Source organism: Acinetobacter lwoffii, assembly GCF_024129855.1.
In the GTDB taxonomy this organism is placed as follows: domain Bacteria; phylum Pseudomonadota; class Gammaproteobacteria; order Pseudomonadales; family Moraxellaceae; genus Acinetobacter; species Acinetobacter lwoffii_L.
Genome location: NZ_JAMXXC010000005.1, coordinates 35,184 through 60,954, shown reverse-complemented (window position 1 = coordinate 60,954; position 25,771 = coordinate 35,184). Strand labels below are relative to the sequence as shown.

Genomic DNA, 25,771 nt, shown 5'->3' with positions numbered 1-25,771 from the left:
TATGATTAACGATCTTAAAAAAGACAGCGAAGACCGTATGAACAAAACTCTAGAATCTCTAGAGCATGGTTTTGCAAAAGTTCGTACCGGTCGTGCGCATCCATCAATTTTAAATAACGTGATGGTTTCTTACTATGGTTCAGACGTTCCATTGAACCAGGTGGCAAACGTAGGTGTTGAAGATTCACGTACTTTGTTAATCCAGCCTTTCGAACGTTCAATGGTTTCTGCAATTGATAAAGCGATTCGTGAATCTGATTTGGGTCTAAACCCAATTACAGCAGATGCGATTCGTGTACCGATGGCTGCGTTGACTGAAGAAACGCGTCGTGACATGCAAAAAGTTGCGCGTAATGAAGCAGAAAATGCCAAAGTAGCGATCCGTAACATTCGTCGTGATGTATTGGGCGATATCAAAGCTTTGTTGAAAGAAAAAGAAATTTCTGAAGATGAAGAGCGTCGTGCTGCTGACGAAATCCAGAAAATTACCGACAAATTTGTTGCTGAAGTTGACAAGCGCTTGGCTGCGAAAGAAGCTGAATTGATGAAGGTCTAATTCATCGATGACCGTTGCTGAAGAAAATCCCCGTCTTCCGAAACATGTTGCCATCATCATGGATGGCAACAATCGTTTTGCCAAAAAAAATCAGATGCAGAAAGGTGATGGACACCGTGAAGGAAAAACGGTTCTGGATCCGATTGTTGAACACTGTAAAAAAAGAAATATCCAGGCTTTAACTGTATTTGCCTTTTCCAGTGAAAACTGGAATCGTCCACAGTTTGAAGTTGAATTGCTCATGAAATTGCTGGTTGATACCATTCATGAACAATTGCCCCGCATGGAAAAATTCAATATTGCCTTACGCTTTATCGGTGATCGCAGCCGTTTGTCCCCAGAATTACAGGGACTTATGTTGCATGCCGAAGAAAGGACTGCTAATTTCAATAGTATGACACTCACTATTGCAATCAGTTATGGTGGTATGTGGGATATGGCACAAGCTGCACAGCGAATTGCCAGCGATGTTTTAACAAATAAATTAGATCTTGATGCAATTAATACTGATGTATTTGGTCAATATGTCAGCCTCGGTGATTTACCTGCAGTTGATCTGCTGATTCGTACGGGTGGAGATTTCCGTCTTTCGAATTTCCTGTTGTGGCAGGCAGCCTATGCAGAGCTTTATTTCACTGAGACGCTATGGCCAGAATTTACCGTTGAAGAACTTGATGATGCACTTGCCGTATTTGGTGGGCGTGAACGTCGTTTTGGTAAAACATCAGAACAGATTCATCAGGAAAAACTTGAGAATTAATACATGTTTGAGCGGATTATAACCGCATTGGTGTTGGTAGCAGTTGTACTGAGCTGTATGTTTGCTACCGAATCACATTATCCAATGTTTGTATTGATGGTTCTTGCTGCTGGGGTGGCCGGCTATGAGTGGTTCAAACTCATGCCGCGAAAATTTAAACATGTCATCAAACCTGTTGCTTGGGGATATGGAGTGCTCACTGCGGCACTTTCAGCTTTGGCATTGTATTTTGCCGAAGTTGCCTTATTGTTATGGGTAGCTTCTATAATTACCTGGTTGCTCAGCATTTACTGGGTTAAAACCTATCCTGAATATGATGGCTGGTACAACGCCAGCCTGCACGGAATCGGCGTAGTTCTGATCTCTGCTGCGGTTACTGCAATTTTCTCTGTCTGGCAAAGTTCACCGTGGTGGCTGATGTACCTGTTTTTACTGGTATGGGGCGCAGATAGTGGTGCATATTTTGTGGGTCGTAAATTCGGCAAGAAAAAGTTGGCGCCGAATGTTAGTCCCAACAAATCGGTAGAAGGGTTGTATGGCGGTATCGTTACCTCAATGCTGATTGTAACGGCAGTCGCCTTGCTTTATCTGGATATGACCTGGCCAGAACTAATTTTATTCCTGATTTTATCTGTCGTTACAGTATTTAGTTCGGTACTGGGTGACCTGTTTGAATCCATGATCAAACGTCGTGCCGGTATTAAGGATTCAGGTCGAATTTTGCCAGGACATGGCGGAGTACTGGATCGTATTGATTCTTTGCTTGCTGCAGCTCCAATCTTTGCAGCAGGTATGGCTGTTTTAAAACTTATTGGTGTAGATTTATAAATGTCACAAGCAGTTTGTATACTGGGTGCTACAGGTTCCATTGGTCAAAGTACTTTAAAAATCTTGCAGCGACATCCTGAAGCATACTCGGTTTTTGCTGTGACCGCGCAAAGTCGTATCGAGGAGCTGGTTGAAATTTGCCGGCAATACTGTCCTAAAGTGGTGGTGGTGCCGGCTGAAAAAGTAGATGAACTTTCAAAACTACTTCAGCAACACCATTTATCTGATATTGAAATTCTGCAAGATGAAGCCGGTTTAATCGCTGTGGCTGAACACGCGGATGTTGATATCGTTATGGCGGCAATTGTCGGTGCTGCAGGCTTGTTGCCGACATTGGCTGCAGTGAAAGCGGGTAAACGCGTACTGCTGGCCAATAAAGAAGCCTTGGTGATGTCAGGTGACATCATGATGCAGGCAGCGCGCGATCATGGTGCCTTATTGCTTCCCGTTGACTCCGAACATAACGCGATTTTCCAATGTCTGCCACCGCATTATTTTGAGGCAGAGCGTCATGGCAAGCCCAAACTGGGTGTATCCCAGATTCTGCTGACCGCGTCGGGTGGGCCGTTTCTGAACCACAGCATACAGCAACTTGAAGAGGTCACACCTGCCCAAGCTTGCAAGCATCCTAACTGGTCCATGGGTCAAAAAATTTCAGTCGATTCTGCTACCTTGATGAATAAAGGCTTAGAATTGATCGAAGCCTGTCATTTGTTTGCAGTTCAAGAACAATTTGTTACAGTTGTTGTGCATCCACAGAGTATTATTCACTCCATGGTTCAATACGTTGATGGTTCGACTTTGGCACAAATGGGTAATCCGGATATGGGCACGCCTATTGCACATGCTTTGGCATGGCCTGAGCGTATTAGTACGCATGTGGCGCCACTGGATCTGTTTATGCATTCACAACTTAATTTTCAAGAACCGGATATGCTCCGTTTCCCTGCATTAAAATTGGCCCGTCAGGCCATGCAGAGTGGCGGAATTGCACCGACAATTTTAAATGCGGCCAATGAAATTGCAGTTGCTGCATTTTTAAATCAACAGATCAGATTTACCCAAATTCCTCAGGTAGTTGAGCACGTCCTAAATCAGATGGACAATCAACCCGCACATGATCTGGAGGCTATCTTGCAAGCAGATCAAATGGCGCGAGGTTTATCACAGCAATATGTTGTGAATAAAGGAAGTTAAGATATGAATGCCTTGTTTATGATTGCCGCTGCAATTCTCTTACTCGGTCCCTTAATTGCGATTCATGAGTTCGGTCACTATATTGTGGCGCGTAAACTGGGCGTTAAAGTATTGGTCTATTCCATTGGATTTGGGCCAACATTATTAAAATGGACCTCGAAAAAATCCGGAATTCAGTATCAATTGTCTGCCTTGCCTTTGGGTGGCTATGTCAAGATGCTGGATGAACGCGAAGGTAATGTCTCTGAAGAGGACTTACCCAAAGCCTTCAATCGTCAGCATCCGTGGAAACGAATCGCCATCGTGGCAGCGGGACCATTAATCAACCTGATTTTTGCAGTTCTTCTATTCTGGGTGTTATTTTTACCGGCACAAGAACAGCTCAATACCCGTGTAGGCAAAATTTTACCAAATACGCCTGCTGCAACCGTACAAATGCAGCCGGGCGACAAAATTGTAGCTGTGGATGGTACTCAGGTGGAAACCTGGGAAAAACTCAGTTATGCCTTGGTGGATCGTGTTGGTGAAACTGGTGTGGTTTCTATTCAGGCAGATCGCGCTGGTGAAAACAAATTGTTCCAGTTGCCGATTCAAAACTATTTAAAAGATCAAAGTCAATCGCCACTAGAAAGCCTGGGTTTCTTGCCTTATCGGCCAGAAATTCCGGCAGTGATCAGCAAACTGAGTGAAGATGGTGCAGCCATCCGTCAAGGTTTGAAAGAAGGCGACAAGATTCTGGCCATTGACGGCGTTCAGATGAAAGACTGGTTTGATGTGGTGCAGGTGGTACAGGCATCTCCAGAAAAATTACTCAAAATGGATGTACTACGCGAAAATCAGGTGGTTCAGCTGGAAGTCATGCCACAAGGTAAACGTGACAATATGGGCAATGTGACTGGTATGCTGGGCGTACAAAGCGATCCGGGTAAACTGAACATTCCTGCAGAATATAAACAGACCATTCATTACTCGCCAGGCGAAGCACTGGTAATGGCATTTGATAAAACAGCACATTTATCTTCGATGATTCTGAACTCGATTGTCAAAATGGTACGCGGTCTGATTGGTCTGGATAATTTATCAGGTCCAATTACCATTGCCAAAGTGGCAGGACAAAGCGCAGAAATGGGCTGGGAAACTTTTATTTCCTTTATGGCGCTAATGAGTGTAAGTTTAGGAATATTAAATCTACTACCCATTCCAATGCTTGATGGCGGACATCTGGTTTACTATTTTGTTGAATTAATTCGTGGTAAACCTGTTTCCGAACAAATACAATTGGTTGGACTAAAAATTGGTATGGTACTGCTCGGCAGTATGATGCTTCTGGCATTATTTAATGATTTTATGCGTTTATAACAACGTAAATGGAATAAATTAACAGCGGAAAAGACTGGCATGCAGCACACACATTTATTTATGCCTCTGGCACTCGTTAGTGCAATGGCAGTAGCACAACAAGTATATGCAGCAGATGAATTCATTGTACAAGATATAAAATTTGATGGATTAGTACGTTTAACTCCTGACAATGTGTATGGCCTAGTGCCAATTAACAGTGGTGATCGGGTCAATGATCCAATCATTGCCAATGCAATTCGTAGCATGTATGCATCAGGCCTGTTTGATGACATTAAAGCCGTTCAGCAGGGCAATACCTTGGTTTTCCAAGTGGTTGAACGCCCGGTTATTTCGAAAATCGAATTGAAAGGCAATAAGCTGATTCCTAAGGAAGCGCTTGAAGAAGGCCTGAAAAAAATGGGTCTGGCTGAAGGCGAAGTGCTGAAAAAATCAGCGCTGCAAACTATTGAAACTGAACTTGAACAGCAATACATGCAGCAAGGTCGTTATGATGCCGATATTACGGTCACCACGACGCCTCGACCAAATAACCGTGTTGAATTGCTGATTGATTTTATTGAAGGTAAAGCGGCTAAAGTTTTCGATATCAATATTATCGGGAATACCGTATTTAAAGAGTCTGATATCAAGCAGGCCTTTGCCGTAAAAGAAAGTGGCTGGAGTTCGGTCATTTCGCGTAATGACCGTTATGCACGTGAAAAGATGGCGGCGAGCCTAGAAGCTTTGCGTGCCATGTATCTGAATCGCGGTTATATCAATTTTAATATTACCAATTCCAGCCTGAACTTGAGTGAAGATAAAAAGAATGTTTTCATCGAAGTTTCTGTGGATGAAGGCGAACAATTTAAATTTGGTCAAACCAAATATTTAGGTGATGCACTTTATAAGACTGAAGAATTACAGGCTTTACAAATTTTCAAAGAAGGCGAAATTTATTCGCAGGAAAAAGTCAACGCGGTTAAGCAGTTATTGCAGCGTAAGTATGGTAATGCAGGTTATTACTATGCAGAAGTCAATATTGTTCCTCAAATTAACAACGAAACCAAACTGGTTGATCTAAATTATTATATTAATCCGGGTCAGCAAGTTACGGTAAGACGTATTAATTTCACTGGCAATACGAAAACTGCAGATGAAGTATTACGTCGTGAAATGCGCCAAATGGAAGGTGCGCTTGCCAGTAATGAAAAAATTGACCTGTCTAAGGTCCGTCTAGAGCGTACCGGTTTCTTTAAAACTGTCGATATCAAACCTGCACGTATTCCGGGTGCACCAGATCAGGTGGACTTGAATGTTGCCGTTGAAGAGCAGCATTCAGGTACTAGTACTTTGGCTGTCGGTTTCTCGCAAAGTGGTGGTGTGACTTTCCAGGCAGGCTTAAGCCAGACCAACTTCTTGGGTACCGGTAATAGTGTTTCAATCGATTTGTCGCGTTCTGAAACTCAAGATTATTATAACTTGAGCGTGATGGACCCGTACTTCACCATTGATGGTGTGCGTCGCGGTTATAACATGTATTACCGTAAAACCAAGCTGGATGATGACTATAACGTCAACAACTATGTGACAGACAGTTTTGGTGGTGGGATTAACTTTGGTTATCCAATTGATGAAAACCAGAGTGTCAGCTTGGGTCTGAATGTTGATCAGACTGAAGTAACCACTGGTAATGGTGTATCCACCTATGTTCGTGACTACCTTTTAGCTAATGATGGTAAATCAATAGGCCAGAGTCCTTATTGTATAGATGATGCTAATCCTTGTACAACAGTGTCAAAACCAGACAGATTTCAAGGCGAGTATTTAACTTATAACTTAAACTTGGGCTGGTCTTATAATACTTTAAACCGTCCAATGTTCCCGACAACGGGCATGTCACATCGTGTGAATGCTGAAATTGCATTGCCAGGCAGTGATGTCGAGTATCAAAAAGTCACTTATGACGCTCAGGCATTTTTCCCATTAGGCAAAGATTTTGTCCTGCGCGGTTATGGTAAGTTGGGTTATGGTAATGACCTGCCATTTTACAAGAATTTCTATGCTGGTGGTTTCGGTTCAGTTCGTGGTTATGAGAACAGTACTCTAGGTCCAAAGTATGACAGTGTCTATGCAGAAAATGCGGGCTTAAGCAACTTTGATCCGGAGGAAGTGGGTGGTAATGCTCTAGTGCAATTTGGTACTGAGCTGGTACTTCCAGTGCCATTTAAAGGGGATTGGGCTCGTCAGGTTCGTCCGGTTCTTTTTGCAGAAGGTGCGCAAGTTTTTGACACAAACTGTGATGTTTCACAATCTGCTGACTTACGTCAATACTGTAAAGACAACTTTGATTTTGATGCCGGCAATATGCGCTATAGCGTGGGTGCAGGTTTCACCTGGATCACCATGATTGGCCCACTATCACTTAGCTATGCTTATCCGTTGAATAAAAAAGACGGTGATGATACTAAAAACATCCAGTTCGAAATTGGACGTACTTTCTAAAATCGTTTTGACCTAGAAACTAAATTTTGCTCATAAAGCCTGCAGGTTTTGTGAGCAAATTTTTTTGAATGAGTAAGAATATGAAAAAAATGATTATGGCAATGAGTCTGGCTTTGTCAAGTGTTGCTCCTTTGACTCAAGCGGCTAGCATGGGGGTAATTGACTTGGAGCGTGTGGTTGAAGGTAGTACATATCTGAAACAACAAAACACGATATTTCAGCAAAAAATTCAACCACAAACCACCAAGATTGAGCAACTCAGCAAAGAGCTGGAAGCTTTACAGCAACGTGCTCAATCCAATACCAAGCTCAGTGAGACTGAAAAACAGAAAATGTCTGCGCAATATCAGGCTAAGTTGCAAGAATTGAATCAGTTACAACAATCTGTACAGACGAATGTTCAAAGCTCGATTCAGCAGATCCGGGCTGTATTTGATGCACGTATAAAGCAAATTGCTGAACAATTACGTAGAGAAAATAACCTCGATGTGGTTTTAAATAAAAATTCAGCACTTGCTTATGATGCTAAATATGATTTAACTGATAAAATGATTCAAAAGGTTAATGCAATTAAATAATCAATGAATCATCAACAGCTTCAGTTAGCTGATCTCGCTCGCCTGGTTCAAGGCGAGTGCATAGGTCAGACAGATTTGCGTTTGAGCGCTTTGGCCAGTCTTGAACAGGCAACTTCACACGATCTGGCATTTGTGAATGCCGATAAATATGTAGAGCAGGCCAATCAAAGTCAGGCAGGTGCTTTAATTGTCACGACTGAACTAAAACAACAGATAACTTCACATCAAAACTTTATTGTTGTGGCAAATCCCTATCTGGCTTTTGCGATTCTGACGCATGTCTTTGAGAAAAAACATCGCCAGCGTGGCATTGAAAGTACGGCTCAAATTCACCCGTCGGCAATGATCGCGGACGATGCTTATATTGGTCATTATGTGGTGATTGGTGAGCATTGTGTCGTGGGTGCGAATACGATTGTTCAGGCGCATGTGCAGATCGATGATGATGTCGAAATCGGTCAGGACTGTTTTATTGACTCACATGTGACCCTCACCGGCGCAGCAAAAATTGGTAATCGGGTGCGTATTCATGCTAATAGCGTGATTGGCAGCGAAGGGTTTGGTTTTGCACCTTATCAAGGTAAATGGCACCGTATTGCGCAATTAGGTTCTGTACGCATTGAGGATGATGTGCGTATTGGGTCAAATTGTAGCGTAGACCGTGGTGCGCTGGATGATACGATTTTGCAACAGGGTGTTATCATTGATAATCTTGTGCAAATCGCGCATAACGTTAAAATTGGTGCACATACCGCCATTGCTGCAAAAACTGCGGTAGCAGGAAGTACCTCGATTGGCAAAAACTGTATCATTGGTGGTGCTTCCGCGATTTCTGGACACTTGAATATTGCCGATAATGTGACGTTGACCGGAATGTCAATGGTGACAAATAATATTTCTGAAGCTGGAAAATATTCATCCGGGATTGGTCTGTTTGAAAACCAGAAATGGAAACGTACCGTGGTTCGCCTCAGACAATTAGCAGATGTGCCATTGACCCAGGTGATCAAACGACTAGATCATATGCAATCTCAGATTGAGTCCATTGAATCAACATTTAAGTTGCGTAAATAATTATGATGACAGAGTCGAATTTGCCTACATTCACGAAGCCTGAATTGCCAATGAATATTCAAAAGATTCGTGAATATTTGCCCCATCGCTATCCATTTTTATTGGTTGATCGCGTTGTCGAAATTACCGATAATGGCATTGTTGGTTATAAAAACGTCTCAATTAATGAAGAGTTTTTACAGGGCCATTTTCCGAATTATCCAATTATGCCAGGTGTACTGATTGTTGAAGCGCTGGCACAAATCTCTGGAATTCTGGGTTTTGTGATGAATAACGAAGTGCCAAGTGAGGGTTCTTTGTTTCTGTTTGCCGGTGCGGAAAAAGTTAGATTTAAAAAACAGGTGGTTGCAGGTGACCAATTGGTTTTAAAATCTGAATTAGTGATGCAAAAGCGGGGCATTTACAAATATAATTGTATTGCCACTGTAGATGGCGTCGTCGCAACAACCGCGGAAATTATGGTTTCGCATCAAAAAGTCGAGCAGGCATGAGCAATAATCCCCTTATTCATCCAACTGCCATTATTGACCCGTCAGCAGTCATTGCTGCTGATGTAGAAATTGGCCCATATTGTATTATCGGGCCAAATGTCACTATTGGTGCGGGTAGCAAACTTCATTCACACGTAGTGGTGGGTGGCTATACGCGTATAGGTGAATATAATGAAATTTTCCAGTTCGCCAGTGTAGGCGAGGTGTGTCAGGATCTTAAGTATGCCGGTGAAGAAACCTGGCTTGAGATTGGTGATCACAACAAGATTCGTGAGCATTGCAGTCTGCATCGTGGTACGGTTCAGGACCAGAGCCTGACTAAGATCGGTAGTCATAACCTGCTCATGGTCAATACTCATATTGCACATGACTGTATGGTTGGAGATTATAATATCTTTGCCAATAATGTCGGTGTGGCTGGACATGTGCATGTCGGGGATTATGTCGTCATTGGCGGAAACTCGGGCATTCATCAGTTCTGTAAGATTGATTCTTATAGCATGATTGGTGGGGCATCACTGATTCTGAAAGATGTACCGGCCTATGTAATGGTGTCGGGTAATCCTGCGCATGCATTTGCCATGAATATTGAAGGCATGCGTCGTAAAGGCTGGTCGAAGACCGTAATCAGCGGTTTACGTGATGCCTTTAAACTGATTTATAAATCAGGTTTAACGACTCAGGAAGCAATCGAGCAGATCCGTACAGGAATTTTGCCGGAAGTGACTGAAGTACAGCGTCTCATTGATTCTCTTGAACAGTCGAAGCGCGGTATTGTGCGCTAAAAGTTTAAGATAATAAAAAAGACACCTTATTTAAGGTGTCTTTTTTATTTTGGAAATTTCTATTTTACTTAAGAAATTTTATTTCCTCAGCTTTCGGATAATTCTTCAGTAGCTTTGTTTTGTATTGCGATGCAAGCGTAGTATTCTTTTCGACATCTTTGCTGATGTTATAAAGCTGATACAGGGCAGTGGAGGCTTTCGCAGAATTTGGATAGCGGTCAACGACAATCAGATAATTGCGTTTCGCTTCATCAAATTTTGGTGGGTCAATCGCCAGATTGAATTCCGCTAACCAGAAATAAGCATTGCTGATATAAACGCTATTCGGATTGTTTTTAATAAAGTTTTGCATCGGGGCAATGGCTTTGGCTGCACCGCCATTTTTATAAGCATCTAAAGCCACGGTATAAGCGGCTTTTTCCAGCTCAGCAGGTTGCTGTCCGCTGCTTGCTGTATTGACCTTATTTGCGCTTAGGCTGGGTGCAGTATCCTGTGGGTTTTCCTCCGTTGGATTGTCTTCAGCAGGTTCAATTTTTTGCTGCAACAGTTCAAGACGCTGATCGAGATCGGCATAACGATTAGTCAGTTCATTTTTGAGCCGTTCAATCTCATTTTCCTGTTCTTCCATTTTACCGCGCAAAATCCGCAGGTCATTCTCGAGCTGCTGGTTCTTTTGCATGATTTGCCAGCTGGTATTGGTTTGAACTGCTGGAGTTGCACCAGCCGCAATTGCCGCTGGGGTATTTACTGTGGTTTGATTTGTAGCTTGGCTCAAGCCGCGCGATTCAATCGGAATATTGGCAAATAGAGGTGTGGTAAAGAGTGCTGTCACTACACACAATACGGTCTTTTTAAACATCATAAAATTTCCATAATTCTTTGTGAGATGCGGATCCGCTGCTCATCTTTTCAAAGTAGATCATTCATATACATTGCACACATTAAAAACGGCATTTTTAGAAAATGCAACAAGGTTTTACAAAGATCATGTGAATCTGAGTGTTGATGGATTGATTGTGAAGATCCCTTAAAAATCAGCAGAAATATCAATATTGTTTTTAAAATAATCAAACGGATAGCTTGAGGGATTATTTTGCGGAACAAGGCTTGCAACTTGATTAAAAATCTCTATACTCTGTTTTTGTAATGGTAGCCCTGCTGGTTACTTCGCAATTGTACTCTATGAACCCCGCCAGGACCGGAAGGTAGCAACGGTAATAGAACTATGATGTGCCGGAGCTTTGCTGGTAGGGTTGCCACCATATTCTTATTATAATAACAATGCGAATTCGCAGTTTTCTATTCTCAAATATCATTCCTTTTTCAATGTCATCAAACAGCACTATCTTATTATTTTAATGATTCAGATCATTATTATTTTATGTCGTACTTTATTTTGCAGCTAATATTGGATAAATAACCAATATACTTATACGTGCATTAAGACTTTCAAAGAAGATAAGAATTAATCTTCTGCTTTACGGTTAATCGCCTTGATAATCGCATCCATTTCAAAACCACGATACATTAGAAAACGGATCTGTTTGGCTTTGAGCTTCAGGTCTTCACTGACCTCAGTCCCATATTTTTTGACTTTTAGTTCATAGGCTTGTTGAACCCAGTCGGTTTCTTTGAGTTCTTCTGAAATCAGAGCAGTATCAATCTTTTTGCTCTTGAGTTTCATTTTAATTTGATTGGGACCTTTGCCTTTACGCTTTTGACTCGACAACATGGTTTCCGCCACACGCTGATCACTTTGATAGTTCTCACGGGACAACTCTTCCACTAAGGTAATGACTTCATCACGATGCTCTGCATAAAGGCTTAATTTCTCGATCAGTTCGGCTTTGGAATATTCCTTGCGCGTCAGTACGGCAAAGGCATAAGAACGTAAGCGTGAGCCTGTCAGTCCCGGGTTCTTCTCATCCTGAGTTGGGGTAGAGGAAAACAAACGTTCTTCAGGATTAAATTCAGGAGCGTCTTGGATCGCACTTTTTGCAGGTTGAGCTTGATCTTCAGTATCACCAAATTGCTGTTTTAAAGTTTCATAATCGAGCAGTTTGCTGAATTTCGCGTCTGACATGATTCTCTCGGATTTTAGATTCCCTATATAATAACAAAACGCCCCGGAGGGCGCTGTGTATTGACGTTTAAAGATGATGCATCTAATAAGATCATGCATCTAAAAAGTCAGGTTCTTCCTTGCTATCGTCTTCTTCAACAACCACTGCTTTAGTCAGAAGCTGGTCACGAATCAGTTTTTCAATCGTCTGAGCCATTTCTTTATGCTCTTCCAGATAACGGATGGTGTTGTTCTTACCCTGGCCAATTTTGTCGCCTTGATAAGAATACCACGCACCAGCTTTCTGCACGATTTCTTGCTGTACAGCAAGGTCGATCAATTCACCTAGATGGTTAACACCTTTGCCATAAAGAATCTGGAATAAAGCTTCTTTAAACGGAGGCGCCATTTTGTTTTTCACGACTTTGACTTTGGTTTCAGAACCAACAATCTCGTCACCTTCTTTCACTTGGCCAATACGACGGATGTCCAAGCGAACAGAGGCATAGAATTTCAGTGCATTACCACCGGTTGTGGTTTCCGGGCTACCAAACATGACGCCAATCTTCATACGAATCTGGTTAATGAAGATCACCATACAGTTTGAGCGTTTGGCATTACCGGTAATTTTACGCAGTGCCTGGCTCATCAAACGGGCTTGCAGACCCATATGCGAGTCACCCATTTCGCCTTCAATTTCGGCACGTGGTGTCAATGCAGCAACAGAATCGACAACGATCATGTCGATCGCGCCAGAACGTACCAGCATGTCTGCAATTTCAAGTGCCTGTTCACCGTGATCCGGTTGCGATACCAGCAGATTGTCGATATCTACGCCAAGTTTGCGCGCATATTGAGGATCAAGTGCGTGTTCCGCATCGATAAATGCACACGTACCGCCTGCTTTCTGACACTCTGCAATTGCTTGCAATGTCATTGTGGTTTTACCTGAAGATTCAGGACCATAGATCTCGACGATACGACCTTTTGGTAAACCACCAATACCGAGCGCGATATCCAGCGTTAAAGAACCTGTAGACACGGCTTCAACTGCCTGAACGGTATTGTCACCAAGACGCATTACTGTATTTTTACCAAACTGTTTTTCAATCTGGCTTAAGGCAGCGTTGAGCGCCTTGTTTTTATTCTCATCCATCTTACAACCTCAATACGATGTCACTAAGTTAGTACTCAAGTGGATGTCTTAAATTAGAGCTTTGTTCCACAGGTGTATAGTGACAGAATTTTCCCTAGTGTTCTATAAAAGTCAGCGCATGTACGACATATTCTGACGCTTAAATTTAATCGTCATTATAGGACCATGACTGATCGAAATTCTGACTATTTTCATTTTTAAATCTACTGATGTCACGACGATCCTTCTTGCTTGGACGATGGTCGGGACGAGCTAGATTATGCAACTTTCTTTGTGATGTAATCAATTCCCGGCGTGCAATACTGACTTCGGTTTCTTCATACAGTTTTTGTGCCACGGGTGCAGGTCCACGAACATCAGAAAGTTCCTTAACCAGCACGGTTTTTTTGTCGATGCCTTGCTGAATCGTCAGTTCCATACCAACACGGACTTCGCGCGATACCTTGACACGTTCACCATTGTGATGGACTTTGCCACCTTCAATCGCATGTTTGGCAATCGAGCGGGTTTTAAAAAACCGTGCTGCCCACAGCCATTTGTCTATACGCATGCCTACCGCATCTTCGGGTAAAGACGATTTACGCATATTTTTTTTCTACCTCAGCCTGATTTAAATGAGTGATTAAATCTGTTAATTGGTGCAGCATCGGGTAATTACAAGTCTGGCGTGCTACTTTGGCTGAAGAGGGTTGCTGGATGCTGAACAGGTTCTGAATGCCATAGGCTTTGGCACCATTCAGAACTTTTTCGGTATCATCAATAAAATAAGCATGTGCAGGGTCAAATGGATGCAACGCATTCAGGCCTTGCCAGAATTCGATAAATTCTTTGGCATGCCCAATCGTTTCTGAGCTGACGATGACATCGAAATAATCTCTTAAATTTAAATGATCCAGTTTAAATGCTAGACCCGCACAGTCAGCATTGGTGGCCAGCCAGATTGGATAACCATTATTTTTAAGATAATCGAGCAATTTGAGACAATGAGGGCGCAAGGCGACTTTATCTTTATGTTCAATTTGCATCGCCAGAACATCGACTTCGACTTTAGCCGTCCAGAAGCGTGAAGAGTACCAGTTTAAGGTATGATTATGTTCCTGATAGAATGCATAGAGTGTCGCCTGGCTGTGTTCCAGGCTACAGCCATGTGTGGCAGCATAACGCACAGGCAATAACTCGTTCCAGATGAAATCGTCGTAGGCAAGATCAAGTAAAGTGCCATCCATATCGAAAATTATGGTAGGTTTTTCAGAGCATTTTGACATATTTAGGTTTTCTATGTTTAAAGCAACAGCAGCACCACAAGATCCAATGATTTTGCAGTTTGTGCCCATTTTGACACAAGCCTGTGAAATTTTGCGAGAAGAATATCAGCGTTATTGTTCTGGTGCAGCTTTTGATGTCATCAAAAAAAATGATAATTCTCCGGTGACTCAGGCAGATTTTCGGGTCAATACTTATCTGACCCAAGCTTTGGCAGAGATTTCGAGCTTGCCTTTACTGTCTGAAGAAGGACAGGAGCATGAACGTCGCTCATGGTCAGAATTCTGGTTACTGGATCCGTTGGATGGCACCAAAGAGTTTTTGCACCAGCGCTCCGAATTTACCATTAATTTGAGTCTGGTCAGAGGCAGTTTGACCACTTTTGCCATATTAGCGGTCCCTGAGCAGCAACTGATTTATTTCTGTCCTGAGCAGGGCTTGCCTTATAAATATGATATCCAAAAGATGACATGGTTTGCTTATGAAATGCTTTCAACCACTAAAACGATTGCTGTGGGATTGAGCCAAAGTAGCCAGCAGAAACCGAAATATCTCGAATACTTGCAAAGTCTGGCCAAGCTCACGCAATACACTGAATTTAAAGCGGGCAGCGCTTATAAATTTTGCATGATGCTGGAAGATCAGGTGGATATCTATCCACGTTTTCATCCGACCTCGGAATGGGATACCAGCGCTGGTCAATGTATGCTCGAACGGATTGGTGGTGGTCTGGTCGATTTAGAAGGCCGTCCATTTATTTATAATCATCGGGATACTTTGCTGAATGGCGGATTCATTGCTTATAAGAATAATGATATGAAAATTATTGCATTGCAGGCGGTTTCTGACATGCAGGCCGAGCATTGAGCAAAATTCTGAGCGTGTTATAGTGGTGCTTAACCTATTACCAATCCAGAGTTGGCTGTAACGTGTCCCTGAAACTGCTTCCACCGAGTATGTTGAGTGCAATTGATTTATTGCCTGATGTACAAACGCCTGTCACCTTATTCACACGGCATTCGATTCGTGAGGAGGTTCCGGGGCAGGGTTTGGCAGGCTATGATCTGCAACTGACCAATCAGGGGCGGGATCTGGCGCAGGAATGGGGTGCTTATCTAGCTGATCAAACTGATCGTGTGATTCATCACTGTATTTCAAGTCCGATCCAGCGTTGTATTGATACCGCTGCATTGATGATTGAGGGGGCAGATGCGGTTACCCCTGAGCAGAATACCCATCGTATTGAAATTATTGAACAGGGACTTCTAGTGGAGCCTGGCAGCTTTGTGCTGGATATTCAAAAAGCAGGGCCTTATTTTGCCAAGCAAGGTGCGCTCGGTTTTATTAACAGTTTTGTCAATAATGCCTTGCCGGGGATGAAACAGCCGATTCATGGCGTAGTGGATGTACTAGAACTGATTTACAACACCCATCCACAAAATAAATATGGGCTAAGTTTGGCCGTTAGCCACGACACTATTCTGGCAGCGATGATTGCAGTGATGTCAGGGCGTCAGGATGTCAGTCGGGAAGACTGGCCAAAAATGATGGAAGGTCTGTTTGTTTGGTTTGAAGGTGATGTATTCCTGGAATCCAAACTGAAATGGATCTGGCGCGGACAGGTACACGAATTGGATATTGCTGATTTTAAACGTTCCCAACTTTCTTAAATGAAAATATTCTTTCAAAACTCAATTGTTCGCAGCAGTTGAGTTTTTTATTGGGGAGTTAGGAATTATGAAGATGGTGTGGCCTTTCATATTGACCATTCAATAAAAGTCAGTCTAAAACGATAAAAATAAATTTTAAACTGCACCTTTTTACATTTATAGGGTGAAAATTCAATAATGTAAGTATAAAAATTATCTATGCTTAATAAATATAGAAATATTCATTTTGAGGAAAATTATGAAAGTTATCACAATTTTTAGCCTGATCGCGATTCTGGGTTTAACCGCATGCCAAAAACGGGATACTGATAATACGAAACAGGATAAGACTACTTCGCCATCCTCTATGGATAAAGATCAATAATCTAAAAAGGGAGGTGCGACTTATTTTTTTATCTCATCGTATTGGCAGGATGAGGGGCATCTAAACGGATTGTTTTTCTGATTTCTTGAAATTTCAGGCACAAAAAAAGCCCTAAAAAGGGCTTTTTTCATTTGCGATTAGTTAGAAGCTAGTGCTTTAACTTGCGCGTTCAAGCGGCTCTTATGACGAGCTGCTTTGTTTTTATGGATGATGCCTTTGTCAGCCATACGGTCGATTACTGGAACAAGCGATTTGTACGCTTCAGTAGCAACAGCATAGTCATTAGTGCTGATAGCAGCTAATGTACGTTTAAGATAGGTACGAACCATAGAACGCAAGCTTGCGTTGTGTTTGCGTGCTTTAACGTTTTGACGAGCACGTTTTTTAGCTTGAGCAGAGTTTGCCACTCGTGCACTCCTTGAAATAGATTGGTCTGGGCGGGCTGAAACTCAACTGAAAACCAACATCAGAGGAATTATCACCAGCCCGTAAACAAGTGCCATATTTTGATTAAACTAAGCACCGAAGTCAAGTCTTGACATGCTTTGACAACATTTTAGATGCAGAAAAATTCTAAAGAAAACGTTAGATTAGTATTCCACCTAGGAGATCGTATAAAAAATGACTAAATCACTGACTCATCCCATCGTGATAGGTGCCACCGGCTTGGTGGGAAAACAACTGATAAAACGTTTGCAAGATGAGCCGACTTGCCAGCAGATTACTGCAGTGGTCAGAAAACATCAAAATGATCTGGATGCTTTGGATAAAGTTCAACAACTGGTACTGGAAGATTTCCTGATGTTGAATGATCAGGATGTCAGCAAGCATAGCCATGGTTTTAGCTGCCTGGGCAGCACCATGAAAAAGGCCGGATCCAAACAGGCATTTTATAGTATTGACTATACCATAAATGCTCACTTTGCAGAACTGTTACAACAAACTTCAGCGCATTACCTGTTGCTGAGTGCAATGGGTGCCGATCCACAATCTCATTTTTACTATAATCGGGTCAAAGGTGAACTGGAAGAATATATACAAACATTGTCCTTGGACAGAATCAGTTTGATTCGACCTTCATTGCTCATTGGTGAACGTCCAGAGCAGCGTTTTTTGGAAGATATCGCGCAGCAGGTTTACCACAAAGTATCGCGTTTTATTCCAGATAGTTTTGCCTATAAGCCAGTGACAGCCGATCAGGTGGCTCATACTATGGTCGAGGCCGCGCTAACTCAGACGGTAAAATTTGAAATTTATGATAATTTACGCATACAAAAAATGAAATGAGGGGAAAACACCGTGTCTACAGCAGCATTTGTCACCTGTGACTTGTTAGATGATCATCCAGAACTAGAGCTTCAGGTAGTGACACCTTGCCTGGACGGTAAATTTTTCAAGAGTTATGGGGCGCGCAAAACCTTTGGCGGTCAGATTGTGACAGTAAAATGTTTTGAAGATAACTCACGGATCAAAGAATTATTGGCCACAGATGGAACAGGCAAGGTCTTGGTCGTAGATGGCGGTGCATCGATGCGTTGTGCCTTGATGGGTGACCTGATTGCAGAATCAGCAGTCAAAAATCACTGGAATGGCGTAATTATTTACGGTTGCGTCCGTGATGTCGATGCGATTGCTGAACTTGATCTTGGGGTGCATGCATTGGCGGCTATTCCACAAAAGAGTAATCGCAAGGGTGTGGGTGAAGTTGATATCTCTCTCTGCTTTGGTGGTGTCACGTTTAATGCTGGCGATTATGTCTATGCAGACAATAATGGTATTGTGGTGTCTAAAACAGCTTTAGTGGCTTAATCGGCCGGAATCTGCATTTCTGCATGAAAGAATAACAACAAAACTTATCTGTACCCTGAAAGACAGGATGCCTAGATTCTGTCTTTCATTCATATAAAACAAAAATAGGAAAATACTATGTTGAGTCATCAAATCAAGGTTGCACAAGCCTTAGCCTCTTCAATCGCCCAAGGAGGGCGTGGCATGGTTGGAACGCCATTTCCGAATCAGCCTGAAAAATCAATCAAGCTCTATGAATTTGAAGGTTCACCTTTTTGTCGTCGAGTGCGTGAAGTGCTGACCTTACTCAATCTGGATTATGAAGTCTATCCATGCCCGAAGGGCGGTACGAAATATCGTCCGGCCGTAAAACAGTTGGGCGGCAAGACCCGCTTTCCATTTTTAGTAGATGAAAATACAGGCGATCAGATGTATGAGTCGCAGGATATTATCCATCATCTATTCAAGCATTATGGCAAAAGTGGCAAAACGCCAAAGAAATATGCAACTTATCCGAAAATTCCAGTCGCTGCTTTTGCCGGAACAATTATTAATGGCGCTCGCGGAGTCTGGGTCAATGAACAGGTGCTTGATCGTCCGGCACCGGAACAGCTATTGGAATTATGGGGGTTTGAAGCCAGTCCTTTTGTCCGGGTGGTACGTGGTGTTCTGTCAGAGCTTGAAATTCCCTTTGTTTTTCATAATGTCGCCAAAGAACGTTGGCAGGATTATGGACCAGCCAAGTTACGTTTAAAGCCGGGGAAATATGAACCGCTTGCGGGTGGCAAACGTGAACAGTTGTTTGAAATGATGGGAAATACAATTCAGCTGCCTTATCTGGTCGATCCAAATACAGGGGTGAGCATGTTTGAATCGGCTGAGATTGTGAAATATCTAAAACAGCAATATGGTACTGCTTAAAGTAGGAAGCTTGTGTAACTTCAAAGATTTTCTATCTAGAACTGCCATCTTATCAACAGATGGCATTTTTTTATCTGTGTTTAGTGTGAGAGATATTATGTATCTCTAATGCGCATAAAACCAAATCTTATAAATAAATGAAAAAAACCATGATTTTTAGAGCTTTATTGTTTATATTTTAATCTTCAGCGGAACATAACAATAAATATAAGGGGCGTGCTTATGACAGCACCAGAGGCAGTCTTGCCAGTACCTGTATTAATCGTTGAAGATGAATATGTCATTCAGCGCCGTTTAAAAATTATATTAACTAATCTAGGTTATAACGAAGACGTTTTGCTATTTGCCAATACGGTTAAAGAGGCATATTCCATAGTTCAGCAACAGCCGATTGCACTGGCTTTGGTGGATCTGGGGTTACCAGATGGGAATGGGATTTCAATTATTGAAAAAATCCGTGAACAGGACGCACAAGCGTTGATTCTGGTGGTGTCTGCCTGGAGTACCCAGGATAGCCTATTTAGCGCAATTCAGGCCGGTGCAACCGGTTATGTGCTGAAAGAACGGGATGATGTTGAAGTCGCCTTGGCCATTCGCAGTATTTTACGTGGCGGTGCACCGATTGATCCTTTTGTTGCCCGTGAAATTTTAAAACAGATTTCTATTCTCAGCATTTCAGCAACAGTAGAGCAGAACAGGTCAGCTGCGGATCAGGAAACGCTCACACAGCGGGAGCAGGAAATCCTGTCCTTGGTTGCGCAAGGTCTGAGTAATCGTGAAATTGCCGAGCAGCTCTGTGTATCACGCTATACCGTCGAAAGTCATATCAAGCATATTTACCGCAAACTCTCGGTCAGTAAACGTACCAAGGCGGTCAGTACCGCACGGCATCTGGGAATTCTGTAATGTCATCTGCCTGTTCCAGAAGCAGCAAACGGCAGCGACTGAAATGGATCGGTGTTTTTGTCCTGTGCAGCTGGCTTTGCTTGTTCTGTAGTATCAGTCAGGCACAAAACCATTTTCAGATTAATGATCTTTGTCAGGTGAAGATCGAATATATTCAGAAGGTTCAGGCTCAGGGTCCTACCGAGATGCCGACATCGGGCTGGCAAAGCGTACGTTTGCCGGATAACTGGCAGAATAACTGGAAGAATTATCATGGGGGTGCCTGGTACAAGATTGTCTGGCGTTGGTCATGTCAGGACAATATTCGTCTTGCAGAACCGGTTGCCTTTTCTATTGATTATATTAATTCGGCAGGTGCCGTGTTCCTGAATAGTGACTTGCTTTGGTCTGACCGGAACTTGCAAGAGCCCTTGTCGAAAAGCTGGAATATGCCGCGTTACTGGGTTTTCCCGATTAGCGGTTTGCGTAAAGACAGTAATGAAATCCTGATTTATGTAAATGGCTACAGTTTCCAAAGCGCGGGCCTGGGCAATATTCAGTTTAATAATGTGTTGGTGAATAGCCAGCAGTATTTGGAAAAAATCTGGGATCGCCGTACCGTATTCCAGATCAATATGATTTTCTCTGCCACGATTGGGCTGATCTGTTTCATTATCTGGTTATTCCGGCGTTCAGAAACCACTTTTGGCTGGCTGGCACTCAGTTCACTGTTGTGGATTCTGTTTATTTCCAATGTCTTGACTACAGAAAATTTTCCATTTCACTCCACGATTTCGGCAAGTAAAGCCAACATGCTTTTTTTTGTTGCCTATATCCATTGCTTCTGTCTGTATCTGATCCGCTTTGTAAAACAGAAATTTAAGCAGTTGGAGCGAGGATTTATTCTGGTCAGCGTTCTGTCTAGCTTACTGGTTATGATCAGTCCCTTGGATTATCTGGAGCAGGTATTGGGTGGAGTGTTTATCTTCTATGTATTGCTCTTTGTCAGTTGTACTGTGTATATCAGCTATCAGGCCATCAAAACCCGAAATGGAGAATATCTCTTCCTGATGCTATGTCTCTGGGGGATTTTGCTGTGTGTAGTCATCGACCTGATCATGTTGAACCAAACCAAGGTCAATGAATTTTCCCCTTTATCGCCCTATACCTCACCGATTATTACCCTGTTTGTGGTGCTGATTATGGGCACACGCTTGAATCGCAATGTCAGGAAAATCGAAAAATTCAATACCCAGTTAGAACGTAAAGTCCAGCAGGTCAGTGCCGACCTGAATAAAAGCCTGAACGATAAACATCAACTGGAGCTGGCGAATGTTCGTCTGCAAGAGCGGATTAATCTGTCACATGAACTGCATGACGGGTTGGGAGGGTCTATTGTGCGTTCCATGATTCTGGTGGATCAAAGTAGCGAAACAGTTTCTAAACAGCAGTTTCTTTCCATGCTGAAACTGCTCAGAGATGATCTCAGACAAATCATTGACAGTGGTTCATCTATTGAAAATAAAGTCCCACAAACGCCGGTACTCTGGATCGCACCGGTACGTTATCGTTTTACCCAGCTGATGGAAGAAATGGGGATTGTAGTTGAATGGTCATTTCCAAAAGTCTGGCAGCGTGAACCGACGGCATTACAGTGTTTGACCTTGATCCGAGTAGTCGAAGAAAGTCTGACCAATATCATTAAGCATAGTCAGGCCAGTCAGGTAAAAGTCAGTCTGGAATATTCCCAGCCACATCAGCTTACTTTAAGCATTCAGGATAATGGCATCGGTTTCGATGCTGACATGGTGCAAAAAAATGGTCTGAGTATTGGAATGCGCAGCATGAAAATGCGGGTTGAGCGCATGGGAGGATTGTTCCAGATTGAATCTGAACAAGGAGATACGCTGATTCGTGTTGTATTAGAGCTGTATCAGCCTTAATTAGTTAGAATTCTAGACTCTAAAAATAAAAAAGAGGATCATGTGATCCTCTTAAAATTATTGCCTAAATAGAACCGTGGAAAGATTACTCGTCTTCTGGCGGTGGAACCAGCATCAACACGGCTTCATTTAATAATGCAGCAACATCTTCCAGAATTTCTTCATCAGCGAAGTCTTCACCGAATAACAGCGCTTCACCATCTGCAAGCTGTTTGAGTTTTGCGGTAAATGTCTCAGAGATGCACACACCCTCACCATTTGCCCAGAACAGAACGTCGCCGTCCGTTTCAGTATAAAGCAGGCGTGACGCAGGTTCGAGCATCAGGCTATAGCCCTGATCGAGTGCTTCTTCCAGATCACCTGTACCGATTTCTTCTGCTTCAGGCAGGTTTTCAGGATATTTAGGTTCGGACATCAAGCTCATGATGGCATCTTCGAGAACATTGGAATTATGCAGTTGCTGCATGATGTGTTCTTTCAGATATTCCAGCTCATTGCTGCTCACTTCACCGATAGCACCGACTTGATCACGGATGATATCCAGCAATGGGTTACGCAGCGTTTCATTTTCAGAGAATTTATCCCCGACACGATCCATCATGTCACTGATATTTGGCATGCGGAAACCGAATGAATAAGTCAGGCAGTCATCTTCAGCCACGCCGTAATGAGCCAGACCAGGCGGCACATAGAGCAAGTCGCCAGGTGCCAGCACTTCATCAAAGTTCACTTCTATTTCAGGCAATAATTTAAGCGGTTGACCCGGAACAAATGGAGTTTCGGTATCACACATTTGCCCAAGCTGCCAGCGACGATGGCCATAGCCTTGTACCAGAAACACATCATAGAAATCGAAATGCTTGCCGACTGAACCGCCTTGCGGTGCATAAGACACCATGATGTCATCGCGACGCCATTGTGGAATAAATGGGAATTTTTTCCAAAGTGCCGACAGGTCAAATGAATAGTGATCTACAGCCTGAACCAAAAGCGTCCAGAGCTTGGGCATTTTCTGGAAATCTGCTTTGAGCAAAGGTGAAGATTTCACGCTCCATTGATTCGGATCACGATCTTTCTGCTTGATGAGACGGGCAGTGACATGTTCTTCAAGCGCAAGTTCCATCACATCATTGGGTTCAAGCAAACTGGCGATTTCAGGCATTGCATTACGCACCAGTAAAGGTTTCTTTTGCCAGTATTCGCTAAGGAATTGTTCAGCGGTAATACCGCCTAATACGTCTAAAGGTTGAGACATAGATTACAGCCTGAATTTAAATGGGAGATTAAGGAACCAAAATTTTTAATTCACGAAGAATATGACAGAGCTTGATCATTGGCATGCCCATCAGCGTGGTCTGATCTTGTCCGATCATTTCTTCAAACAAGCTGATACCGAGGCTTTCACATTTGAAACTGCCTGCACAATGCAAAGGTTGTTCAATTTCGACATAACGCTCGATTTCGACCTGAGACAGTTTGCGGAACTTGACTTTATAGTGTTCAACCAGACTTTGTTCAAAACCGGTCGATAGCTGCTGCACACTGAGCGCAGTACTAAAATAGACAATCTTGTCCGAGTTGGCTTGTAGCTGGCGAATGGCCTTTTCAGTCGTTAACGGTTTGCCAATAAAAATATCCGGCGCACCTTCACGCCATGCCACCTGATCTGAGCCGATCACAATCGCTTCTGGATTTTGTTCAGCAATATATCTGGCTTTCTCAAAAGCCAGTCGTTGTGCCAGATCATCTGCGTGATTTTCCCCGCGAGGAGATTCATCAATATCCGGTACCATGGAAATATAATTAATATGCAGACGATCCATCAGCGCTTTGCGGGTTTGACTGGACGATGCCAAGATAATCTGTGCAGAATTCATTAGACAGCATATTCCTCAAGAATATTTAACGGTACATACGCCAGAACAGCTTTGTGACAGGCTTGTAGCTTGATCGGTGGAGCTTGACCCGCTTCATAGGCTTCGACCCAGCGCGTTACGCAGATACACCAGAAATCGCCAGGTTGCAGGCCCGGGAAATCCAGTTCGGGCAAAGGCGTAATCAGGTCATTACCGACTTTTTGAGAAAAATTCAGAAATTCTGAGGTCATTTGCGCGCAAACCGTATGCTGGCCCAGATCGGTGGTCGCAGTATGGCAAAAGCCATTGCGGAAATATCCGGTAATCGGATCGAAGCAACAGCTGGACAAAGGCTCACCTAACACGTTCAAACGGTTAAGATTTGGATCAGGATGTATCGACATAGGGACTGAATCTAAAAGAGGCTTTTTTCTATCATAACAAAACTTTGGCATTCATAATGTTTTCTGCAAAAGATGCTAACCTTTTTCTGCATAATCATTTAAAATCGCCTGGTTTTAATATCTATAAAGTGAGCTCTACATGAACTTTCAGCGTATGACTGACCTCGATTTAGCAGGTAAACGTGTTCTGATCCGTGAAGATTTAAACGTTCCTGTTAAAAATGGTGTGATCACCAGCGATGCGCGTCTTCGTGCAGCATTGCCAACGATTAAAGCAGCACTAGAAAAAGGCGCTGCAGTCATGGTGTATTCTCATTTGGGTCGTCCGGTTGAAGGTGAGCCTAAAGCTGAACAGTCACTTGCTCCTGTAGCGGCTTACTTGACTGAAGCTTTGGGCCAAGAAGTGAAACTGTTTACTGACTATTTAGATGGCGTTGATGTTCAGCCAGGTCAGGTAGTTCTACTGGAAAATTGCCGTTTTAACGTCGGCGAGAAGAAAAACAATCCTGAACTTGCAGCAAAATATGCAGCATTGTGTGATGTATTCGTGATGGATGCCTTTGGTACAGCACACCGTGCAGAAGCATCTACTGAAGGCGTAGCGCGTCTGGCTAAAGTTGCAGCTGCAGGTCCTTTACTGGCAGCTGAACTTGATGCGCTTGGTCGTGCACTGCAAACCCCTGAAAAGCCAATGGTGGCGATTGTTGCAGGTTCTAAAGTCTCTACCAAGCTAGATGTTTTAACCTCACTTTCTGACATTTGTGATCAATTGATCGTTGGTGGGGGTATTGCCAACACGTTCCTTGCTGCGGCCGGTTATAACGTGGGCAAATCATTGTGTGAAAAGGATCTGATCGATACGGCAAAAGCCATTGCTGCAAAAGTAGCAGTTCCACTTCCAATTGATGTTGTCGTGGCAGATGCCTCTGAAATTAACTTTGAAGACTTCCTGGGTTCATTGGCTGCTGCAAAAGCAACGGTGAAAAACGTTGCAGATGTTGCTGATAACGACATGATTCTGGATGTAGGCCCGGAAACTGCGAAAGCATTTGCAGAAATCCTGAAAACCTCTAAAACCATTCTTTGGAATGGCCCAGTCGGCGTATTTGAAGTAGATCAATTCGGTGAAGGTACTAAAACTTTATCTTTAGCGATTGCTGAATCTGAAGGTTTTTCGATTGCGGGCGGTGGGGATACACTTGCTGCGATTGATAAATATGAAGTGGCTGACAAAATTGGTTATATCTCGACGGGTGGCGGTGCATTCCTTGAATTCGTTGAAGGTAAAACCCTTCCTGCTGTTGCAGTACTTCTAGAACGTGCTTAATTGTATGTCCTAAGCTAAAA

At 43.0% G+C, this 25,771-nt stretch carries 28 protein-coding genes and 1 other RNA gene; 20 read left to right on the top strand and 9 right to left on the bottom strand.

The annotated features are described in order from the left end of the window. Position 1 precedes the first annotated feature (1 nt). The 10 genes from frr to lpxA all read left to right on the top strand — a co-directional run bounded on the left by frr (position 2) and on the right by lpxA (position 10,112). Positions 2-556 (top strand): ribosome recycling factor, encoded by a 555-nt coding sequence (frr, locus tag NI465_RS06365; RefSeq protein ID WP_004279885.1) that lies wholly within the window; start codon positions 2-4, stop codon positions 554-556. Between the two features lie 7 nt (positions 557-563). Beyond that, on the top strand, positions 564-1,316 hold the full coding sequence (uppS, locus tag NI465_RS06360; RefSeq protein WP_004646714.1) for a polyprenyl diphosphate synthase: 753 nt from the start codon (positions 564-566) through the stop codon (positions 1,314-1,316). 3 nt (positions 1,317-1,319) lie between these two features. Next, the gene (locus NI465_RS06355) at positions 1,320-2,144 is read left to right on the top strand and encodes a phosphatidate cytidylyltransferase (protein ID WP_004279883.1); all 825 of its coding nucleotides are present in this window, start codon (positions 1,320-1,322) and stop codon (positions 2,142-2,144) included. Then, the gene (gene ispC, locus NI465_RS06350; protein WP_005266614.1) at positions 2,145-3,341 is read left to right on the top strand and encodes a 1-deoxy-D-xylulose-5-phosphate reductoisomerase; all 1,197 of its coding nucleotides are present in this window, start codon (positions 2,145-2,147) and stop codon (positions 3,339-3,341) included. Positions 3,342-3,344: 3 nt separating this feature from the next. Beyond that, positions 3,345-4,700, top strand: coding sequence for an RIP metalloprotease RseP (rseP, locus tag NI465_RS06345; protein ID WP_071852161.1), 1,356 nt, complete (start codon positions 3,345-3,347; stop codon positions 4,698-4,700). Between the two features lie 39 nt (positions 4,701-4,739). Beyond that, entirely contained in the window at positions 4,740-7,184 is a 2,445-nt protein-coding gene (gene bamA / locus NI465_RS06340; RefSeq protein WP_180087271.1) for an outer membrane protein assembly factor BamA, read from the top strand. Positions 7,185-7,264: 80 nt separating this feature from the next. Further along, on the top strand, positions 7,265-7,762 hold the full coding sequence (locus NI465_RS06335; RefSeq protein ID WP_180087272.1) for an OmpH/Skp family outer membrane protein: 498 nt from the start codon (positions 7,265-7,267) through the stop codon (positions 7,760-7,762). 3 nt (positions 7,763-7,765) lie between these two features. Beyond that, positions 7,766-8,836 carry a UDP-3-O-(3-hydroxymyristoyl)glucosamine N-acyltransferase gene (gene lpxD / locus NI465_RS06330; protein WP_253144685.1) on the top strand — a complete coding sequence of 357 codons (1,071 nt, stop codon included), beginning with the start codon at positions 7,766-7,768 and terminating at the stop codon, positions 8,834-8,836. A 5-nt stretch (positions 8,837-8,841) separates the two neighbouring features. Then, positions 8,842-9,327, top strand: a complete 486-nt coding sequence (fabZ, locus tag NI465_RS06325) for a 3-hydroxyacyl-ACP dehydratase FabZ (RefSeq protein ID WP_026055766.1) — start codon at positions 8,842-8,844, stop codon at positions 9,325-9,327. Continuing rightward, positions 9,324-10,112, top strand: a complete 789-nt coding sequence (gene lpxA, locus NI465_RS06320; RefSeq protein WP_247143552.1) for an acyl-ACP--UDP-N-acetylglucosamine O-acyltransferase — start codon at positions 9,324-9,326, stop codon at positions 10,110-10,112. Before fabZ ends, lpxA begins: the two co-directional genes overlap by 4 nt. A gap of 64 nt (positions 10,113-10,176) precedes the next feature. Here lpxA and NI465_RS06315 read toward each other — a convergent pair whose 3' ends face one another. After that, positions 10,177-10,974: a tol-pal system YbgF family protein gene (locus tag NI465_RS06315; RefSeq protein WP_253144683.1), complete on the bottom strand. Its 798-nt coding sequence runs from the start codon at positions 10,972-10,974 to the stop codon at positions 10,177-10,179. Between the two features lie 294 nt (positions 10,975-11,268). On the opposite strand from NI465_RS06315, the gene ffs reads away from it, so the two are divergent. Further along, positions 11,269-11,365: signal recognition particle sRNA small type (gene ffs / locus NI465_RS06310), an RNA gene on the top strand. Between the two features lie 212 nt (positions 11,366-11,577). Here ffs and NI465_RS06305 read toward each other — a convergent pair. The 4 genes from NI465_RS06305 to NI465_RS06290 form a co-directional block, all read right to left on the bottom strand. After that, positions 11,578-12,195, bottom strand: a complete 618-nt coding sequence (locus tag NI465_RS06305; protein ID WP_253144681.1) for a regulatory protein RecX — start codon at positions 12,193-12,195, stop codon at positions 11,578-11,580. Between the two features lie 91 nt (positions 12,196-12,286). After that, on the bottom strand, positions 12,287-13,330 hold the full coding sequence (gene recA / locus NI465_RS06300) for a recombinase RecA (RefSeq protein WP_004279873.1): 1,044 nt from the start codon (positions 13,328-13,330) through the stop codon (positions 12,287-12,289). A gap of 145 nt (positions 13,331-13,475) precedes the next feature. Beyond that, complete coding sequence (locus tag NI465_RS06295) at positions 13,476-13,916, bottom strand: RNA-binding S4 domain-containing protein (protein ID WP_004646726.1); 441 nt, start codon at positions 13,914-13,916, stop codon at positions 13,476-13,478. Further along, positions 13,909-14,595 (bottom strand): HAD-IA family hydrolase, encoded by a 687-nt coding sequence (locus tag NI465_RS06290; RefSeq protein ID WP_253144679.1) that lies wholly within the window; start codon positions 14,593-14,595, stop codon positions 13,909-13,911. Before NI465_RS06290 ends, NI465_RS06295 begins: the two co-directional genes overlap by 8 nt. A gap of 13 nt (positions 14,596-14,608) precedes the next feature. Here NI465_RS06290 and NI465_RS06285 point away from each other — a divergent pair, with 13 nt between their 5' ends. From NI465_RS06285 to NI465_RS16710, 3 genes are all read left to right on the top strand, one after another. Continuing rightward, positions 14,609-15,460 carry a 3'(2'),5'-bisphosphate nucleotidase CysQ family protein gene (locus tag NI465_RS06285; protein WP_253144676.1) on the top strand — a complete coding sequence of 284 codons (852 nt, stop codon included), beginning with the start codon at positions 14,609-14,611 and terminating at the stop codon, positions 15,458-15,460. A 62-nt stretch (positions 15,461-15,522) separates the two neighbouring features. Further along, positions 15,523-16,263 carry a histidine phosphatase family protein gene (locus NI465_RS06280; protein ID WP_004279869.1) on the top strand — a complete coding sequence of 247 codons (741 nt, stop codon included), beginning with the start codon at positions 15,523-15,525 and terminating at the stop codon, positions 16,261-16,263. Positions 16,264-16,501: 238 nt separating this feature from the next. Then, the gene (locus NI465_RS16710; RefSeq protein ID WP_004646731.1) at positions 16,502-16,627 is read left to right on the top strand and encodes a hypothetical protein; all 126 of its coding nucleotides are present in this window, start codon (positions 16,502-16,504) and stop codon (positions 16,625-16,627) included. Between the two features lie 137 nt (positions 16,628-16,764). Here NI465_RS16710 and rpsT read toward each other — a convergent pair whose 3' ends face one another. Then, complete coding sequence (gene rpsT / locus NI465_RS06275; protein WP_004279868.1) at positions 16,765-17,034, bottom strand: 30S ribosomal protein S20; 270 nt, start codon at positions 17,032-17,034, stop codon at positions 16,765-16,767. Positions 17,035-17,248: 214 nt separating this feature from the next. Here rpsT and NI465_RS06270 point away from each other — a divergent pair, with 214 nt between their 5' ends. The 5 genes from NI465_RS06270 to NI465_RS06250 all read left to right on the top strand — a co-directional run bounded on the left by NI465_RS06270 (position 17,249) and on the right by NI465_RS06250 (position 22,164). Then, positions 17,249-17,914 carry an NAD(P)H-binding protein gene (locus tag NI465_RS06270; protein ID WP_253144673.1) on the top strand — a complete coding sequence of 222 codons (666 nt, stop codon included), beginning with the start codon at positions 17,249-17,251 and terminating at the stop codon, positions 17,912-17,914. A 12-nt stretch (positions 17,915-17,926) separates the two neighbouring features. Then, positions 17,927-18,436 carry a ribonuclease E activity regulator RraA gene (gene rraA / locus NI465_RS06265; RefSeq protein ID WP_253144670.1) on the top strand — a complete coding sequence of 170 codons (510 nt, stop codon included), beginning with the start codon at positions 17,927-17,929 and terminating at the stop codon, positions 18,434-18,436. Between the two features lie 117 nt (positions 18,437-18,553). Then, positions 18,554-19,336, top strand: a complete 783-nt coding sequence (locus NI465_RS06260; RefSeq protein ID WP_253144667.1) for a glutathione S-transferase N-terminal domain-containing protein — start codon at positions 18,554-18,556, stop codon at positions 19,334-19,336. 222 nt (positions 19,337-19,558) lie between these two features. Next, positions 19,559-20,242, top strand: coding sequence for a response regulator (locus tag NI465_RS06255; RefSeq protein WP_253144665.1), 684 nt, complete (start codon positions 19,559-19,561; stop codon positions 20,240-20,242). Further along, the gene (locus tag NI465_RS06250) at positions 20,242-22,164 is read left to right on the top strand and encodes an ATP-binding protein (protein ID WP_253144663.1); all 1,923 of its coding nucleotides are present in this window, start codon (positions 20,242-20,244) and stop codon (positions 22,162-22,164) included. Before NI465_RS06255 ends, NI465_RS06250 begins: the two co-directional genes overlap by 1 nt. A gap of 85 nt (positions 22,165-22,249) precedes the next feature. Here the strand turns inward: NI465_RS06250 and NI465_RS06245 are convergent, their stop codons facing one another. Genes NI465_RS06245 through NI465_RS06235 form a run of 3 tightly spaced genes read right to left on the bottom strand, consistent with a single transcriptional unit; the run spans position 22,250 to position 24,424 of the window. After that, entirely contained in the window at positions 22,250-23,419 is a 1,170-nt protein-coding gene (locus tag NI465_RS06245) for a ribosomal protein uL16 3-hydroxylase (RefSeq protein WP_004279861.1), read from the bottom strand. A 28-nt stretch (positions 23,420-23,447) separates the two neighbouring features. Next, positions 23,448-24,041: a Maf family protein gene (locus tag NI465_RS06240; RefSeq protein WP_004279859.1), complete on the bottom strand. Its 594-nt coding sequence runs from the start codon at positions 24,039-24,041 to the stop codon at positions 23,448-23,450. Further along, complete coding sequence (locus tag NI465_RS06235) at positions 24,041-24,424, bottom strand: DUF2237 family protein (RefSeq protein WP_004279857.1); 384 nt, start codon at positions 24,422-24,424, stop codon at positions 24,041-24,043. Before NI465_RS06235 ends, NI465_RS06240 begins: the two co-directional genes overlap by 1 nt. Before the next feature lie 139 nt (positions 24,425-24,563). Between NI465_RS06235 and NI465_RS06230 the strand changes: the two genes are divergently transcribed. Further along, the gene (locus NI465_RS06230) at positions 24,564-25,751 is read left to right on the top strand and encodes a phosphoglycerate kinase (RefSeq protein WP_253144661.1); all 1,188 of its coding nucleotides are present in this window, start codon (positions 24,564-24,566) and stop codon (positions 25,749-25,751) included. Positions 25,752-25,771: the final 20 nt, after the last annotated feature.